The organism is Bacillus sp. CGMCC 1.60114, assembly GCF_042676365.1.
GTDB lineage: Bacteria > Bacillota > Bacilli > Bacillales > Bacillaceae_G > Bacillus_A > Bacillus_A rhizoplanae_A.
Genome location: NZ_JBHTHG010000003.1, coordinates 155,841 through 170,878 on the forward strand (window position 1 = coordinate 155,841; position 15,038 = coordinate 170,878).

Below are 15,038 nucleotides of genomic sequence, written 5' to 3' on the forward strand. Positions count from 1 at the left end.
TACCTATAGATTAGGAGGAAGAGCATGGAGAAAAAAAAGTACAATATTTCCGTAGAAGCAACACTCGAAGTAATAGGAGGAAAATGGAAATGTGTGATTCTTTGTCATCTTACTCATGGTAAAAAACGTACAAGTGAATTGAAACGTCTTATGCCAAACATTACACAGAAAATGTTAACGCAGCAATTACGCGAGTTAGAAGAAGATGGCGTCATCAATCGCATCGTTTACAATCAAGTGCCTCCAAAAGTGGAATATGAACTAAGTGAATATGGATTGAGCTTACAAGGTATTTTAAATTCTCTATGTACTTGGGGAGAAAAACATATTACGAAAGTATATGGTGATAAATTTGCTGTCTTGGAGGAGAGTATTTTAAACGATAATCTGAAGCAACAAAACTGAAAATACACGTATGATTTTCAACTTTCTGCTGTGTAACCGTGAATCTTAGGAACCTCTATAACGAAAAACATCCTCTTATACATGAAATAAGAGGATGTTTCTATAAACTACACCTTCAAAGCGTCTGTCCATTATCAATTGTAAATATCTGCCCTGTAATAGACTCTTGAGTCAACTGAAACAGAATTGCCTCTGCAATCTCATCAGGTGTTGAAATTCTTTTCAGTGGTATGTTTCCCGCAAGTTGGTGCATTTTCTCTTCATTATCAGCCCACCATCTCGTATGAACTGCACCAGGAGCGATACTATTTACTCTAATCTCAGGTGCAAGTGAAATGGCTAACGATTTCGTCATCGTATGAATGGCTCCTTTTGTTGCTGCATACGGCACAGATGAACCTAGCCCCGTTATTCCAGCAACGCTTCCGATATTCACAATAGCACCCGATCCTTGGTTCTTCATATAAGGAACAACAGCCTTTACACAATGAAACATCCCTTTCACATTTACGTTGAAAAGAGAATCCCATACTTCATCCGTTACAGATTGCAGATCATCCATAGGTATTTGCGATGTTATGCTTGCATTATTCACTAAGCAATCTACTGTCCCAAAAGATTTCACCGTTTGCAGTACCATGCCCTCCACTTCTTTTTCTATCGCTACATTAGCTTTTAGGGCGAGCGCTATACCTCCGCGTTGTACAATTTCGTTTCTTGTTTCTACAGCCTCTTCTTCTGAACGGCTGTAATTAATCACAACCTTTGCTCCCGCATCTGCTAATTTCAAAGCAGTAGCCTTTCCGATACCAGTACCACCACCTGTTATAATAACTACCTTATCTTTTATCTCCATTTGACCTTCTCCTCTTCTTGTCGTATTTGTTATAACTCATTGTATCTTCGCTCATACGAAAGGTATAATACTGAATAATGAAGGTGATATCATTTAAAATGATATCAGTGGAGGGATATATTTTTGGAAAGTCATGATTTATGGATATTTAAACATGTTGCCGAATTGCACTCTATATCTAGAGCTGCCGAAAAACTCGGATATGTGCAGCCAAATATAAGCCAGCGCATAAAAAATTTAGAAGAGGAACTAGGCGTTCAATTATTTATACGTAATAACAGAGGAGTAACGTTAACTGATCAAGGACAAATTTTGTTAGATTATACAAACCAAATTATGATGTTAATGAATGAAGCAAAAACAAAAATAAACCCGAAAAAGTGGAGGGAATCTTTAATTATCGGGGCACCACAAACCATTTCCGCCGTGAAAGTTCCCTACTTGTTTTCTTCCTTTTTACAGTCTAATAACAACATTGATGTAAAAATAAAAACGACTAATAAACTAAAATTACAAGAAATGCTTGCTTACGGAGAGGTTGATGGAATTTTCATAAGCGGTTCATATAACGATTCGCAGTTCGAAAGTGTTTACAGTTATTTTGAAGACATCATACTCATTTCTCCAATCGAACAGTACCCTCATCCAACACTACTTATAAATAGCGATCCAAGTTGTATATACAGAAAGAAACTATTAGAGGTCGCAGAGAAACAGAATTGGAATCAACCAGCCATGATGGAATTTGATTCACTTGAATCCATTCTTCAAGCCGCTCATGCAGGACTTGGGATAAGCATTCTACCAGCAGATGTTGCACATGGCCGAAAAGAAATGAAGACTATTCATCACGAGAAACTATTAGACAAAATTAAGATCGATTTTATTATTAAACGAGGAAAACAAGGGTCACAAAGTTTGGAGAAGTTTATTGGATTTTTGAAGGAATTATAATTCTTACAATAATGTAAGATTTTTGTTAGACAATTCGATGTTTCCGCTTCTTAACTTAATGTAAGCTAACAATAAACCTAGAAGATATGATAAAGGAGCGGATTTTTATGAACGAAAATAAAGATTTATTATTCACCCAACTTGTTACTGGTTCTTGCTTAGGCGGCTTTGTATTATTATCTGGTGTTGCTGCTTTTATAAAAGTGGTTCATCAAGTTTTCATGTAATGGCACTTATTTATAACAACCGCTTAAAGGAGTTAGACGCTGCGATGTTTACAAACTTTTATTCTTCGATAGTCAGTCATTTTAACAACATAATAAAAAAGAAAACATCCTAAAAAGGATTACCTCTTATAAACATACAAGGTAATCCTTTTTAGTTTCTATAAATACTGTGCTTTATGCCTTTTTAACAAATTCAGATTTTAATTTCATAGGTCCGAAACCATCAATTTTGCAATCAATGTCATGATCGCCATCAACTAAACGAATATTTTTTACTTTTGTACCGATCTTTACGACTAGTGAAGTTCCTTTTACTTTAAGATCTTTGATTACTGTTACAGAATCACCATCGTTTAACACATTTCCGTTTGCATCTTTAATAACTTTTTCATCTTCATTACTTTCCGTTTCTGCACTCCACTCATGCGCACATTCTGGACAAACAAAAAGGACTCCATCTTCATAAGTATATTCTGAATTACATTTTGGGCAATTTGGTAAATTCGCCATAATTCCATTTCCTCCACTCACTATTGTTTATTCTAATATATAAGAATTGGTTTTAATTTCCTTTTTATAAAAAATATAGGTCGTCCTTATATACTTTTATATACTGCCATAGTCTTGTTATATTGACAACCCTTCTCCTATTTACATAAATGTGTATATTTCTAGTCTTTACACGAAGGTTTATTTTTATAAAATTACTCTGTTCGTCAACAAACAGATGCTTTGATTGAATAAAGTGAAACTTCTATAGCTTAATGTTTAAAATAGCGGGATAAAAACGTTTAAATGCATATGCAAACAAATTCATTGTATCTTATATATATTATGTATACAGACATTATAAGACGTTTCATTTAGAGGTGAAAAAATGACTTCTAATAAAAAAAAGCTATACACTGCTAACAAATATGGCTATACGTATCAGAGTGATGATATTCATTATAATAGTCAATACTTTAGGGCAAACTTTCCGAAATTATGTAATAATCAAAACGATAATACAAGATTACAAAATGCAGTAGTGGTGTCAAAGTCGATCGCAAACGAAAATAATAAAACACTTAACCGTGTATGGGTTGCCCATCCGATTAGAACAATTGAAATCAGTGGCGGTGCACTTCTTATTCATGCAAATGTCGCTGGACCTTCTTCAAGTGCGCACTTGATAGTTTCATTTAAAATAGCAGGTCTTGGCAATAATATGAAGACAACAGCTACTGCAAGTGCTGATGTAACTGCAGTATACGCTTGCATAAACAGGAGCGGAAACTTCCCTAATGATCTGAGGAAAACTGTAGTTAGCGGGCCCGTTGAAACATCTGTGAGATTTACCATAGGAAAAAATGAGCAAGTTACTCGAACCCTTACAATATATTTACCTGCAATCACATTAGAATGCCCTCTAGGACAAGAAATGGTTCTTGTATCGGTTTCCTATACGAATGTTCAAGTCTCAGAACCCCATGCAGGAACAGTATGTATTGAGGGAATATTCGAAAGAACAAATTTCGAGATATAATGGAAATAAAGAAAGATAATCCAATTTTAAAAAAAAACGCTGCATGTACAGCGTTTTTTTAATTGTGAACATACATCATCCATCTCTGTTTCACTCATTATCTTTTTCTCATGTACTTAAAATTTTCCACTCTTATCTCTTTCGTTCTTCCCCGTACAGGCATATATTGAATTACCATGAATAAGGGGATGAGATTTCATGACGAATCAACACTTTGAAACGAATGTACAATTTATTAATACCAGTGCCGCTGGACCTTCTTCAAGCGGGAACTTGTTAGCGTCATTTAACATAGTAGGTCTTGGCGATAATGTAACGACAACGGTTATTGCAGCGGCGGATGCAACTGCAGTATACGCTTGCATGAACAGAGATGGAAGCTTTCCTCTTAATCCAAAGACAGCTGAAGTTAGTGGAACCATTGAAACATCAGGAGAATTTACCTCAGGAGGAAATGGACAAATTACTAGAATGCTTACGCTAAGTCCACCTGCAGCAACATTAGAATGCCCTGGAGGACAGATTATGGTTCTTGTATCAGTTTTCTACACAAATATTGAGATCTTCGAACCTGATGCAGGGCAGCAATCTATCCTGGGAACATTCGAAAGAACATTCTTCGAGATATAATGGAAGCGAAAAAAATATTCATTCGCCTACCGATATCACTGATTATATAGGTAAAAGAGACTCATTTTAGCTGATAAACAATAAAGTGAAACTTCCATCGATGGAGTTTTTTCATCCTTGACGTGGGGGGCTTACTGCCCGCGAATAGCGAGATAAACGTGTACATTTCCAGCCTTTATACGAAATTTCATTTTTAAAGAATTTTATGATGCATGCAAAAAAAGAAGCATAAACCTGCTTTTATACAGAATTATGCTTCTTGGCATATTAACTTAAAAATAATTGAACTAACTTCATCCCGCCCCATACACCAATGATTCCCATGATTGCTGAGAACACTGGAGGTGCAGGAATCGGGAGTTTTAATAGAGTAAATATTACTCCTACGATTAATCCTGCTAAAGTTGACATAAAGATTTCATGCATGTTACCTTCCTCCTGTTTGTTTCATTTGCTGTTTTTCTCTAATTTACGAATCATATATTGAATCAAGATAAGTGCTAACACTCCTTGTATTACTATTCCCCAAAGATTAAATACAAAGTCAATTTCTATTCTCCTCTTAACTATTAACACAAATATAAGCGCTTACATAATTGCTCATATAAAGTATTGCATATAGTACTAAGAACGATTATAAAAACCTTGTAAATATCCTGTTCTTCTTTATTTCCTCCTACTTCCTCACAATACATCCTACTATTTTATAATACAATGAACGATCTGTGAATAATCTCACATGTAAATTTCCCCTCCCGAAACATACGTCACGCCAAATCAAGTACATGCGAACAGTAAGATGCCTACCTCAATTTTCTCTAAATCTCAAGGTGGGCGTCTTACTGCCAGCGAATAGCGGGATAAATTAATCTTTCTTCAAATCCCTTATATTAGAGAGATATAAAGCAACAACTAAAATGAGAATAGAACCTGCATATAATAATGTTTCAAATGGTTCTTCATGAGAAACAATAATCAATCGAATTAGGGCTGTAATTCCTATGTAAATAAAATAACGCAATGGAAAGTGATAATTCGATTTGAAATATTTAATAATTAATGCAATAAACTCAAAATATAAAAAGTAAACAATAATGCTTTCAACTAGTTTATACGGTGTGTATTTTTTTGATGAAAATACGTATTGTATAAATGTGAATGTTTCATTGATTAAAAAGATAGATAGAACAAGGGATAAGATAATAAGAGCTATATTTAATATCCACTGTAAAATATTGGCGATATGATAATCAATTTTAGATCCTTGCATTTCATCCAGCACTCCTCTCTATGTATAAATTACGCTAATACATTATAGCAAAACCGCCTCACTATACAAAAGGTGACAATTTCATAATCACTATACACAATTAACAAAATATAAATTGTACAATTGTTTTTTAGCGGTGCAATTTTAAAAAGCATAAGTTTTACATAAACAAAAACCTATAATTTCCACCATTACATTATAGTGGACAAATTAACAGCTAAACATATAGTACCACGCTTTTTGGAGCGTATATTGATGTACTGACATAGCTAAAATATATATCAAATTCAAAAGGAGTTAATTATTAATAAGCCAGGAAAAAATAACAAAAAAAATAAACCCTCATATCAGAGAGTTTTCCATCGCGTACTTGGTTATTGAAAAAACAGCTTAAGGGGAACTGCTTAATCTATTTTATCATACAGGTAACAGAAGTTATGTTGAGAAAATCTAATTCTAGTTAAGATAACATCGAAATGTTGGCGGGACCCCATATAGTAATCATTCTATATCACTGAACGAGAGGCTGTTCTATTCAAGAATCTTTAACAAATTTTATTAACATGGTTTTAGTTCTTTGGCTAAGTTTTTTTTGTATTTGACGGTTCATATAAGATATCAACTTGCCAATCGGTTTTCTATCCATATTCATGGTTCCTTTTTAGCAGTCCATAAAAAATTTTAACCAGTAATAGTTGCGCAACTATTATTATTAATGAGGTGTTACCCTTGAACTCTCAAACAAAAACTTTCCAAGAAGATCCCTATGTTCAGCAAAAACGCTGGACTATTTTAGTCATTCTCAATTTGTTTGTTTTTATGGCCACGCTTGATTCAAGTATTGTGAATATTGCTCTTCCGGATATTTCTAAATACTTTCAATTGTCGATTGCCAAAACGGAATGGGTGGTTAGCAGCTATTTAATTGCTATTTGTACGCTTATTTTGTTCTTTGGCAAATTAGGAGATATGTTTGGTAAAATTAAAATATTTAAAATTGGAACAGTCATTTTTGTAATCGGTTCTCTTTTATGTGGATTTAGCATTTCCTTGTCATGGCTTGTTCTTTTTCGAATTGTTCAGGCCCTTGGTGCTTCCATGACCATGGCCAACAGCCAAGGAATTGTTACTGATATTTTCCCTGCTAATGAGCGCGGAAAAGCTCTTGGTCTTGTCGGGACATTTGTTTCTCTCGGAGCTATTGCAGGGCCGAGTCTTGGAGGACTACTGGTTTCTACTTTTGGTTGGAACTATATTTTCTGGGTTAATGTTCCCATTGGGCTAATTGCTATTATTTTTGGATGGGTAATTTTTCCTGATGATCTTAACTTTTCACATGTAAAACTCGACATTGCAGGAAGTTTATTGTTCTCAATTTTTATTGTTTCATTTTTTTCAGGACTTTTGTTAGGACAACAAATTGGCTACACTGATATCCGGATTATTGCCACTTTTGCCGTAGGACTCATCAGTTTTATCATATTTTTGCGGGTCGAGTCACAAATATCAGAACCTATGCTACATCTGTCATTATTTAAAAACTCTTTGTTTTCGTTAAGTATCTTGGTTGGTTTTCTCGTGTTCGTAGCAAATTTTTGTTTTAATATTATCGCTCCATTTTATACGCAAAATATTTTAGGTCTATCGCCGCTAAGTGCAGGATTTTTACTCATGCTGTTCCCGATTACCATGTCAGTCGTTGCACCAATAAGCGGAGCATTATCAGATAGAATCGGGCAGGAATTATTAACATTTATTGGTTTATTCGTGATGGTCCTGGCACAATTTGGACTAGCTACGCTTCATGACGGAAGTTCGATTACCCTTGTAGGGGTTCTTGTCGCCATGCTTGGACTTGGAAGCGGGCTTTTCCAATCACCTAATAATTCATTGGTCATGTCAACCGCACCAAGATCTATGCTCGGTGTAGTAGGAAGTGTCAACTCACTTGTTCGAAATATCGGAATGGTAGTGGGGATTTCCGTTGCCACTACCACCTTGTTCAGCGTCATGAGCGCAAAAGCTGGATACCGAGTTACAGGGCTCATCCCTAATCGTCCAGATATTTTTCTTGCAGGGATGCATATTGTTTTTATCGGGTCAGCTTCCATCTGTTTAGTTTGTGCCTTTTTAACAGGATGGAGGTTACTACAATCACGCGCCGCTCGTAATCGCGATATCACAAGACAATAAGAAGTTTTTTCGTCAATGGCACCTCTTTTTTTGAGGTGCTTTTTAAGCTGGATTAAATGTAACAGCGCCATTTCATTTTGTTGGCGCTCCCTACAGCGAAGAATCGTTCGAAATCATTCTACCAATATTACTGCCCGCAAATGCGGGATAAATCGTATTCTGTTCCTCACGTTCCATGAAGAAGGAGAATAGGGGCATTAAAATTTTGCCCCTTTTGTTAATCTAGAACAGGAGTGTGATCGATCCAATGAATAAATTGTTGTAAATAACGCTGAAGATATCGTTTTGTTTTTTCGTCAGTAAGCACTTTTTGATCGGAATCGATTTTTTCATGTACTTGCGAAATCAGCATTTTTTGAAATGGAAGAACATGAACTTGCATGGCTTCTAGTATTTGTCTGATTTGCATTTGAGCAAAGGCGGTACCTAATCCGCCAGGAGTTGCTCCGATTAAGCCAACTGGTTTTCTACTAAGAACAGAGGATTTCGAAGGTCTTGACGCCCAGTCCAATGCATTTTTTAACGCACCCGGAATGCCAGAATTGTATTCTGGACTAACGATAATAATACCGTCAACTTCTTGAATAGATGACTTAAATGATGTTACTACTTCTGGATCTCCTCCTACTTCTAAATCTTCGTTAAATAGAGGAAGCTCTTTTATCTCGATCCAACGAAATTGAACAGAATCACTCATATCTGTCAATGATTGAGCTATAATTCGATTATAAGAATTTTTTCTTAAACTGCCGCACATAAGGCCAATCGTTTTAGTCATTTCAATTACCCTCCTTGTTCAAAGTTACCTATCATGATACTATACTCTATCAAACATGGAAAGGAGTTCTAAAAATGGAAGAAAAAAAGGTTACATGGTTAGAACTTTTTTATGACCTGCTATTTGTAGCAGCGGTTGCAACTACTACCCAAGTTCTAATTCATGTTGAAAAGGGGTATATTCACCCAGAATATTTATTAAAATTTGCTCTCATGTTTATTCCGATATGGTGGTCTTGGACTGGACAAACAATGTTTACGAATCGGTATGGCCAAGATTTTTTACATCAACGTATATTTATGATTCTTCAAATGTTGTTTGTTCTTATTATGACATCCAGCTTATCGGTAGATTTTGATCAATACTACCTCTCCTTTCTTATTGGTTATATTGGATTAAGAGCACTAACAGCTATCCAATATCTTGTTGTTCAAAAGATAGAAGAAGGTAATCGAAAAAAGGTGGCTCGCTTTTTAGGAAGAGGGTTTTGGCTTGGAATCATAATCTCATTTTTTTCTCTCTTTTTTGATTCATGGATTCGATACGCCTTGTTATATGCAGGAATTATTGTGGATATTATTGTACCTATTTTCGGACGCAAGTATTTGGTGAAAGCACCACCCAATACAGCTCATTTATTAGAACGATTTGCTTTATTAACATTAATCCTTTTTGGAGAATCGGTCGTCAGCACCATTTCTGTGCTGCAGCCGCAAAAAGGGGATTGGCATTCAATCTCATTTTCGTTTATTTCATTTATTCTTATTATTTCTATGTGGTGGCAGTATTTTGATAATGTAGAGAAGAAAGTAGATAAATCAATCCAAACAGCCGGCCAAATCATTATTTACGGTCATTTGTTTATTCTAATGTCTTTAAGCATGATTGCTGCATCTATTAAGCTGCTGTTTTTACAAGAGGTTCGTTATTTGTTTATCTTGTATTTTGTATTCGGTTCTGTATTACTCTATTTCATTGCAACTTCTATTGTTTTTCATCAATACAGATATGAAAAACATCGTTTGAAATATTATCATTTAGGGCTATTTTTAGCAATTTTATCCATCTTTTTTATTATTAATTTAATAGTAGTAGTTCCGAACATTGTCATAATGGGAGAATTAACCCTATTTTTTATCATCTACGCTAAGTTAACAACTACTTAATTGAACTACCCACACCTATCTGCTTCGCGCTTAAGGTGGGGGTCTTCTCGCCAGATATGATAAAGACCAAATTCCAATAAAGAACTTAGAGTTTAGCCGAGATACGTGTAAAAGCGGGCCATAGACTGTAATTTATTCCTAATGTATTACCTTTAATTTTCATGAGATATTTATCATTGCGTTATGATAAACGCAAAGCACAGATTGAAGCCATGACAGATAATCCAAGCAGTGATTTCTATGCAGCTATGGATGAAATCATACGTGAAACCTTTCTTGTTGGATTGGAATAAAGCTTGATCAAAGACATGCTACAAAAATTGATTTTTCAACAAAAGAAACCCAAACATTTTAAAAAAAAGTTTGGTCAAAATGCTTAGGTTGTTTGTTGCTAGTGCATAATTTTTTATAAAAAAGTTTGATCATTTTCTACCTGTGTTGTTCAACAAGCGCGCCCGATTGTTGAATAACATGAAGGTGTTATATCGACAATCGTTACCCTGAGAACATGACAAATAATTAAAGCACGGAAAATTTTCCCATGCTTTTCCAAACATATATTTTATTTCAGAAGATTTAGTTGCCACGAGACACCGAACCGATGGTGTACTTATCCTAACTGGCGTTTAAATGCTTTACTGGCGAAGAAGTAAGCGATGACCATGATGCCGACGCACCAAGCAAGCGCGATCCAGATATCGTTGCCAACAGACCCTTTATACAAGAGGGCACGAATCGCATTCACGATTGAAGTCACGGGCTGGTTCTCAGCGAACGCACGGACAATTTTAGGCATAGTTTCGGTGGGGACAAAGGCCGAACTGATAAACGGCAGGAAAATCAGCGGGTACGAGTAGGCTGTCGCCCCTTCCATAGATCTCGCTGTCAATCCCGGAATGACAGCCAGCCATGTCAGCGCCAACGTAAACAGCCCGAGTATCCCAGCTACCGCGAGCCAATCCAGGATATCAGCGCTGGAACGGAAGCCCATCAAGAGCGCGACGAGGATAACCACCACGATTGTAAGCGCATTGGAAACAAGCGAGGTCAATACGTGAGCCCATAATACCGACGAGCGCTTGATGGGCATGGTAATGAACCGTGCCATCAGCCCGCTCTTTACATCCGTAAACAGCCGCACGGAAGTGTAAGCGACGCCGGATGCGATAGCCATCAGCAAGATTCCCGGCAATAAATAATTGACGTAGTTGTCCGTTCCGGCCTTTATGGCGCCGCCAAATACGTAGACAAACAGCAACATCATCAAAATCGGTGTAATCGCCACCGTAATAATCGTATCCGGGCTGCGCATGATGTTGCGCATTAAACGTCCTAGTAATACCCCTGTTTTGCTTTTCATTTACATCTCCTCCTTTTTGCCGATGATCGCGAGGAAAATTTCCTCTAATGTCGGTTGCTTCTCGATGTACTCCACTTTCGCTGGCGGGAACATCTCTTTGAGTTCGGTAAGGGTACCGGTCGTGATGATTTTTCCGTCATGCAGGATGGCGATACGGTCTGCCAGTTGTTCGGCTTCCTCCAGGTACTGGGTTGTCAGCAAGATGGTTGTGCCGCCGCCGGCAAGCTCCTTGACGGTATCCCAGACTTCAATTCGCGCTTCGGGGTCAAGTCCTGTCGTCGGTTCGTCGAGAAAAATGACTGCTGGCGTCCCGATTAAGCTCATGGCGATGTCAAGCCGGCGCTTCATCCCGCCGGAATACTGGTCTGCCCGGCGGTTGGCCGCATCGGTCAGGCTGAATCTTGCAAGCAGATTGTCGGCGACTTGAGCGGAATCGGAAACTCCACGCAACTTGGCGATCATCATCAGGTTTTCCCGCCCGGTCAGCATGCCGTCTAAAGCTGCGAACTGCCCTGTCAGGCTGATGCTCTGGCGAACATGATCCGGTTGCCGCTGGACGTCAAAACCGCAAATACCTACTTCGCCGCCATCGGGCTTCATCAGCGTCGAGAGGATGTTGACCGTCGTCGTCTTGCCCGCTCCATTTGAGCCCAGCAATGCGAAAATTTCGCCACGCCGCACCTCAAAATCCACCCCCTTTAAGACTTCCTTGTCTTTAAAGGATTTTTTTAACCCTTTTACAGAAATCGCTGCATTGCTCATACTTTTTTCCTCCTTATAAAAAATGTTTTGCAAAGCTAGACTGCCTACACCCCTCTATTTAGTCTGACTGATAATCTGTACTACTTAGTACTGGGTTAAAAATATAACTGAATAGCGATGGCAGCAATTAACATTTGTAACCAGCTAATCAGTCGGTACTATTTATTACATTTATTCTTTTCTCAATCGCTTCATGATACTCTCATTCAAATCTTCACGATACTTGGCGACATAGGTTTTAGCGTTTGCCACTAGTTCGTCAGCAAAGGATGCCACGTCCTCCCCAGTGATTTCCAGCACTTGTCTCCCTTCCGCCGCACCGGCTTCGAACAAATCGATTAATTCATACTGTATGTGTAGCATATCCATCCCGTTACCCGCTGAAAAATTCCACATGTAGTTTTGAATTTTCTTAAATACAAACTGGTAGTCCTCTGGAAGGGCTCCAACTCGTGCCATCATCATTTTGTACTCTTTTTTATCACCAATTAATTTTTTGAACATTTCCATCATATTATTTTTCCTCCTTTTTTTATAAAGCAGAACAAAAAACTCCCAAAATATCAGCCGGAATATTTTATCTTATGAGGCTAGTTTGACTTCAAGACGTTAATTTTTGATGATACAAAATCCCATTTTTTCCAAAACAATTCAAGCTCCTGACGGCCAGCTTCATTAAGTGAATAAAACTTGCGGGGCGGCCCCATATCCGATGGTTTCTTTTCAATATTCACAAGTTTTTTCTTCTCTAATCGAACGAGGATGGTATAGACCGTCCCTTCCACGACTTCGGTAAACCCAAGCTCGTTCAGGTGGCGGGTAATCTCGTAGCCATAGGTTTCATGACGGCTGATGATTTCCAGCACACAACCTTCCAGCGAACCCTTCAGCATTTCAGTTAAATTTTCCATGTTTAGATCCTCCTTTACCTCCTCTATTCTGTCTGACTTATATTCAGTATTACAGAGTACTAAGGCAAATTTTTTACTTAATAGCTTTTAGGAAATCAAACTATTAAGTATTACTTATTACATGTATATTGTATCACTGAGTAGAAGGTGTCAACTATTTTTATAATTTTTTTGCAACCTCACTATTCAGTGTGACATATTACAGGTATATCGTATCACGCAGTAGATGAACTGTCAACTGGATTTTCTAACTATTTTTAAAACCAGCTACCCCCATTGGATACAGCCTATTTTCTTTATGGAGCTTTTACTTCCTCCTATGCTTCTTTCACAATGATTACACCCTTATCATTCCCATCCAGCAGCTGTACATGTATATATGACAATTCTATTCCTCCATTATTTTTCGATTATCTTATTATTCACTACTTGCTCATTAACTTTTCAAGTAAAAAGCCGTCTTCTGTTTCAATGAACTCACCGAATGGATCTAGAAATTTGTTGTTCATTAGTATATACCTCTTATGTCTTTACCGGATTTATTATAAATTAAAAGCTTATCTCCGCAATTATTATTCCATTAAAACGCTCATTTGCGGAAGAACGGTATACAAGTAAAGTCCCCTACAATTCAATTACTGCACCTTAAAAATTTATGATACTATCCTGATCATGTCTTTTATATTTAATGTTTTAAGGAAAAAAGCTATACTATAAGCAAAACTAAAAATTGGAAAGGAAATACTAAAACATGGAAAATTATTTATTATTTATCCTTACAGCACTCCTAATCATAATAATGCCTGGTCCCGGTTTTGCTTTAGTTACAAAAAACACTATCTCTCATGGTAGAAATGGTGGGATAAAGACCGTCTTAGGAACGGTATCTGGAATGATGATTCATACAATAATGGCTACACTAGGACTCTCTGCTATCCTAATGAAATTTGCTATGCTATTTACATTAATAAAATATGCTGGGGCTTTTTATTTAATTTATTTAGCTGTAAAGTCACTTAAAAGTTCTTTTTCCAAAAAAGAAGATATGTCAGGTTCAGTGGAAATGAACCCTAAGGATATTGGAACGGTTAAAAGTTTTAGACAAGGATTTACCACAGCAATCTTAAACCCAAAAACTGCTGTATTTTTCCTTAGTTTTCTACCTCAATTTATTGTGAGCAATCAAAGTCATCTCTTCCAATTTCTTTTGCTAGGACTCACATTTACGACTTTGACAGCAATATGGTATTTACTTTATATTTCACTAATACGTCAATTAGGAACTTTTTTAAGAAAAGAAAAAGTGAACCGTACAATAGAGGGTATTACTGGCACAATATTATTAGTATTTGGAGTTAGGTTATTTTTCCAAAAATAAATATGTATATGAAAAGAGAAATAATCAATGGTGGTTATTTCTCTTATTCACTTATTCTAAAATTTTTGGTACTAACGTTGAACAAATCCTTCTTAGATTTAATTCAGAAACATCAAAATTACCAGAAGCATAAGCTTGCCGCAAACAAAAAGAACCATAACCTTACCGAAACGGCAAAGTTATGGTTCATATCATACACAAAATAAAAAAACCACCAAATATGTATTGGTGGAGACGGTGGGAGTCGAACCCACGTCCAAAAGTATCGGCACTTAAGCTTCTACGAGTGTAGTCGATATATTAGCATTTCGCAAATTCTTCGGCCTATCGACGGGCTTCCGAATTGCTAGTCTGGTTGTTCTCTTCCTTTGTCCTCAGACGGTGAACTCCGGCGTAGCCCACTTAGAGTGAGTCCGCTACCCTACCACATGGGCAATGGAGGGGCGAACCGCTAAAAGCTGTTATTAAGCAGCTAAAGCGAAGTTGTTTTGTTGTTTGCCAGTTATAGGCTTTGACGTTTTAACGAGGCCGATCCCCTCGACTCGCAACCTAAGCTCGAACTACCCCTGTCGAATCCGTAACGTCCCCATATAAAAAATGGAGCATACGAAGTATATTCG

At 37.0% G+C, this 15,038-nt stretch carries 16 protein-coding genes and 1 other RNA gene; 7 read left to right on the top strand and 10 right to left on the bottom strand.

Going from position 1 to position 15,038, the window contains the following annotated elements:
- The first annotated feature begins 24 nt into the window (after positions 1 to 24).
- On the top strand, positions 25 to 405 hold the full coding sequence (locus ACFQZ1_RS00945; RefSeq protein WP_336482362.1) for a winged helix-turn-helix transcriptional regulator: 381 nt from the start codon (positions 25 to 27) through the stop codon (positions 403 to 405).
- Between the two features lie 115 nt (positions 406 to 520).
- Here the strand turns inward: ACFQZ1_RS00945 and ACFQZ1_RS00950 are convergent, their stop codons facing one another.
- Positions 521 to 1,261, bottom strand: a complete 741-nt coding sequence (locus ACFQZ1_RS00950) for an SDR family NAD(P)-dependent oxidoreductase (protein ID WP_377880228.1) — start codon at positions 1,259 to 1,261, stop codon at positions 521 to 523.
- 123 nt (positions 1,262 to 1,384) lie between these two features.
- Between ACFQZ1_RS00950 and ACFQZ1_RS00955 the strand changes: the two genes are divergently transcribed.
- A complete protein-coding gene (locus tag ACFQZ1_RS00955; protein ID WP_377880229.1) occupies positions 1,385 to 2,215 on the top strand; it encodes a LysR family transcriptional regulator in 831 nt (276 codons plus the stop codon).
- Between the two features lie 401 nt (positions 2,216 to 2,616).
- Here ACFQZ1_RS00955 and ACFQZ1_RS00960 read toward each other — a convergent pair whose 3' ends face one another.
- Positions 2,617 to 2,952, bottom strand: a complete 336-nt coding sequence (locus ACFQZ1_RS00960) for a zinc ribbon domain-containing protein YjdM (protein WP_377880230.1) — start codon at positions 2,950 to 2,952, stop codon at positions 2,617 to 2,619.
- A 367-nt stretch (positions 2,953 to 3,319) separates the two neighbouring features.
- Here ACFQZ1_RS00960 and ACFQZ1_RS00965 point away from each other — a divergent pair, with 367 nt between their 5' ends.
- Positions 3,320 to 3,970 (top strand): hypothetical protein, encoded by a 651-nt coding sequence (locus tag ACFQZ1_RS00965; RefSeq protein ID WP_377880231.1) that lies wholly within the window; start codon positions 3,320 to 3,322, stop codon positions 3,968 to 3,970.
- Positions 3,971 to 4,168: 198 nt separating this feature from the next.
- The gene (locus ACFQZ1_RS00970) at positions 4,169 to 4,600 is read left to right on the top strand and encodes a hypothetical protein (protein ID WP_377880232.1); all 432 of its coding nucleotides are present in this window, start codon (positions 4,169 to 4,171) and stop codon (positions 4,598 to 4,600) included.
- Positions 4,601 to 4,867: 267 nt separating this feature from the next.
- Here the strand turns inward: ACFQZ1_RS00970 and ACFQZ1_RS00975 are convergent, their stop codons facing one another.
- Both ACFQZ1_RS00975 and psiE read right to left on the bottom strand, forming a co-directional pair.
- The gene (locus ACFQZ1_RS00975; protein WP_377880233.1) at positions 4,868 to 5,026 is read right to left on the bottom strand and encodes a XapX domain-containing protein; all 159 of its coding nucleotides are present in this window, start codon (positions 5,024 to 5,026) and stop codon (positions 4,868 to 4,870) included.
- 439 nt (positions 5,027 to 5,465) lie between these two features.
- The gene (gene psiE, locus ACFQZ1_RS00980; RefSeq protein WP_377880234.1) at positions 5,466 to 5,870 is read right to left on the bottom strand and encodes a phosphate-starvation-inducible protein PsiE; all 405 of its coding nucleotides are present in this window, start codon (positions 5,868 to 5,870) and stop codon (positions 5,466 to 5,468) included.
- Positions 5,871 to 6,590: 720 nt separating this feature from the next.
- Here psiE and ACFQZ1_RS00985 point away from each other — a divergent pair.
- On the top strand, positions 6,591 to 8,063 hold the full coding sequence (locus ACFQZ1_RS00985) for an MFS transporter (RefSeq protein ID WP_377880235.1): 1,473 nt from the start codon (positions 6,591 to 6,593) through the stop codon (positions 8,061 to 8,063).
- A gap of 217 nt (positions 8,064 to 8,280) precedes the next feature.
- Here ACFQZ1_RS00985 and ACFQZ1_RS00990 read toward each other — a convergent pair whose 3' ends face one another.
- Positions 8,281 to 8,841: an NADPH-dependent FMN reductase gene (locus ACFQZ1_RS00990; RefSeq protein WP_377880236.1), complete on the bottom strand. Its 561-nt coding sequence runs from the start codon at positions 8,839 to 8,841 to the stop codon at positions 8,281 to 8,283.
- A gap of 74 nt (positions 8,842 to 8,915) precedes the next feature.
- Between ACFQZ1_RS00990 and ACFQZ1_RS00995 the strand changes: the two genes are divergently transcribed.
- On the top strand, positions 8,916 to 10,007 hold the full coding sequence (locus tag ACFQZ1_RS00995) for a low temperature requirement protein A (protein ID WP_377880237.1): 1,092 nt from the start codon (positions 8,916 to 8,918) through the stop codon (positions 10,005 to 10,007).
- 610 nt (positions 10,008 to 10,617) lie between these two features.
- Here the strand turns inward: ACFQZ1_RS00995 and ACFQZ1_RS01000 are convergent.
- The 4 genes from ACFQZ1_RS01000 to ACFQZ1_RS01015 form a co-directional block, all read right to left on the bottom strand.
- Complete coding sequence (locus ACFQZ1_RS01000; protein ID WP_377880238.1) at positions 10,618 to 11,367, bottom strand: ABC transporter permease; 750 nt, start codon at positions 11,365 to 11,367, stop codon at positions 10,618 to 10,620.
- Positions 11,368 to 12,129, bottom strand: a complete 762-nt coding sequence (locus ACFQZ1_RS01005; protein ID WP_377880240.1) for an ABC transporter ATP-binding protein — start codon at positions 12,127 to 12,129, stop codon at positions 11,368 to 11,370.
- Between the two features lie 171 nt (positions 12,130 to 12,300).
- Positions 12,301 to 12,642, bottom strand: a complete 342-nt coding sequence (locus ACFQZ1_RS01010; protein ID WP_377880241.1) for a DUF1048 domain-containing protein — start codon at positions 12,640 to 12,642, stop codon at positions 12,301 to 12,303.
- A gap of 77 nt (positions 12,643 to 12,719) precedes the next feature.
- Positions 12,720 to 13,040 carry a PadR family transcriptional regulator gene (locus ACFQZ1_RS01015; protein ID WP_098489969.1) on the bottom strand — a complete coding sequence of 107 codons (321 nt, stop codon included), beginning with the start codon at positions 13,038 to 13,040 and terminating at the stop codon, positions 12,720 to 12,722.
- A 751-nt stretch (positions 13,041 to 13,791) separates the two neighbouring features.
- On the opposite strand from ACFQZ1_RS01015, the gene ACFQZ1_RS01020 reads away from it, so the two are divergent.
- The gene (locus ACFQZ1_RS01020) at positions 13,792 to 14,418 is read left to right on the top strand and encodes a LysE family translocator (RefSeq protein ID WP_377880242.1); all 627 of its coding nucleotides are present in this window, start codon (positions 13,792 to 13,794) and stop codon (positions 14,416 to 14,418) included.
- Positions 14,419 to 14,644: 226 nt separating this feature from the next.
- Here ACFQZ1_RS01020 and ssrA read toward each other — a convergent pair.
- Positions 14,645 to 15,006: a transfer-messenger RNA gene (gene ssrA, locus ACFQZ1_RS01025) on the bottom strand.
- Between the last annotated feature and the right edge of the window lie 32 nt (positions 15,007 to 15,038).

What these genes read in the sequence shown, in the direction of transcription:
- psiE (WP_377880234.1), bottom strand. Translation starts at nt 5,870, where the DNA reads ATGCAAGGATCTAAAATTGATTATCATATCGCCAATATTTTACAGTGG.
- ACFQZ1_RS01005 (WP_377880240.1), bottom strand. Translation starts at nt 12,129, where the DNA reads ATGAGCAATGCAGCGATTTCTGTAAAAGGGTTAAAAAAATCCTTTAAA.
- ACFQZ1_RS00945 (WP_336482362.1), top strand. Translation starts at nt 25, where the DNA reads ATGGAGAAAAAAAAGTACAATATTTCCGTAGAAGCAACACTCGAAGTA.
- ACFQZ1_RS01010 (WP_377880241.1), bottom strand. Translation starts at nt 12,642, where the DNA reads ATGATGGAAATGTTCAAAAAATTAATTGGTGATAAAAAAGAGTACAAA.
- ACFQZ1_RS01020 (WP_377880242.1), top strand. Translation starts at nt 13,792, where the DNA reads ATGGAAAATTATTTATTATTTATCCTTACAGCACTCCTAATCATAATA.
- ACFQZ1_RS00950 (WP_377880228.1), bottom strand. Translation starts at nt 1,261, where the DNA reads ATGGAGATAAAAGATAAGGTAGTTATTATAACAGGTGGTGGTACTGGT.
- ACFQZ1_RS00975 (WP_377880233.1), bottom strand. Translation starts at nt 5,026, where the DNA reads ATGCATGAAATCTTTATGTCAACTTTAGCAGGATTAATCGTAGGAGTA.
- ACFQZ1_RS00965 (WP_377880231.1), top strand. Translation starts at nt 3,320, where the DNA reads ATGACTTCTAATAAAAAAAAGCTATACACTGCTAACAAATATGGCTAT.
- ACFQZ1_RS00990 (WP_377880236.1), bottom strand. Translation starts at nt 8,841, where the DNA reads ATGACTAAAACGATTGGCCTTATGTGCGGCAGTTTAAGAAAAAATTCT.
- ACFQZ1_RS01000 (WP_377880238.1), bottom strand. Translation starts at nt 11,367, where the DNA reads ATGAAAAGCAAAACAGGGGTATTACTAGGACGTTTAATGCGCAACATC.
- ACFQZ1_RS00970 (WP_377880232.1), top strand. Translation starts at nt 4,169, where the DNA reads ATGACGAATCAACACTTTGAAACGAATGTACAATTTATTAATACCAGT.
- ACFQZ1_RS00960 (WP_377880230.1), bottom strand. Translation starts at nt 2,952, where the DNA reads ATGGCGAATTTACCAAATTGCCCAAAATGTAATTCAGAATATACTTAT.
- ACFQZ1_RS01015 (WP_098489969.1), bottom strand. Translation starts at nt 13,040, where the DNA reads ATGGAAAATTTAACTGAAATGCTGAAGGGTTCGCTGGAAGGTTGTGTG.
- ACFQZ1_RS00995 (WP_377880237.1), top strand. Translation starts at nt 8,916, where the DNA reads ATGGAAGAAAAAAAGGTTACATGGTTAGAACTTTTTTATGACCTGCTA.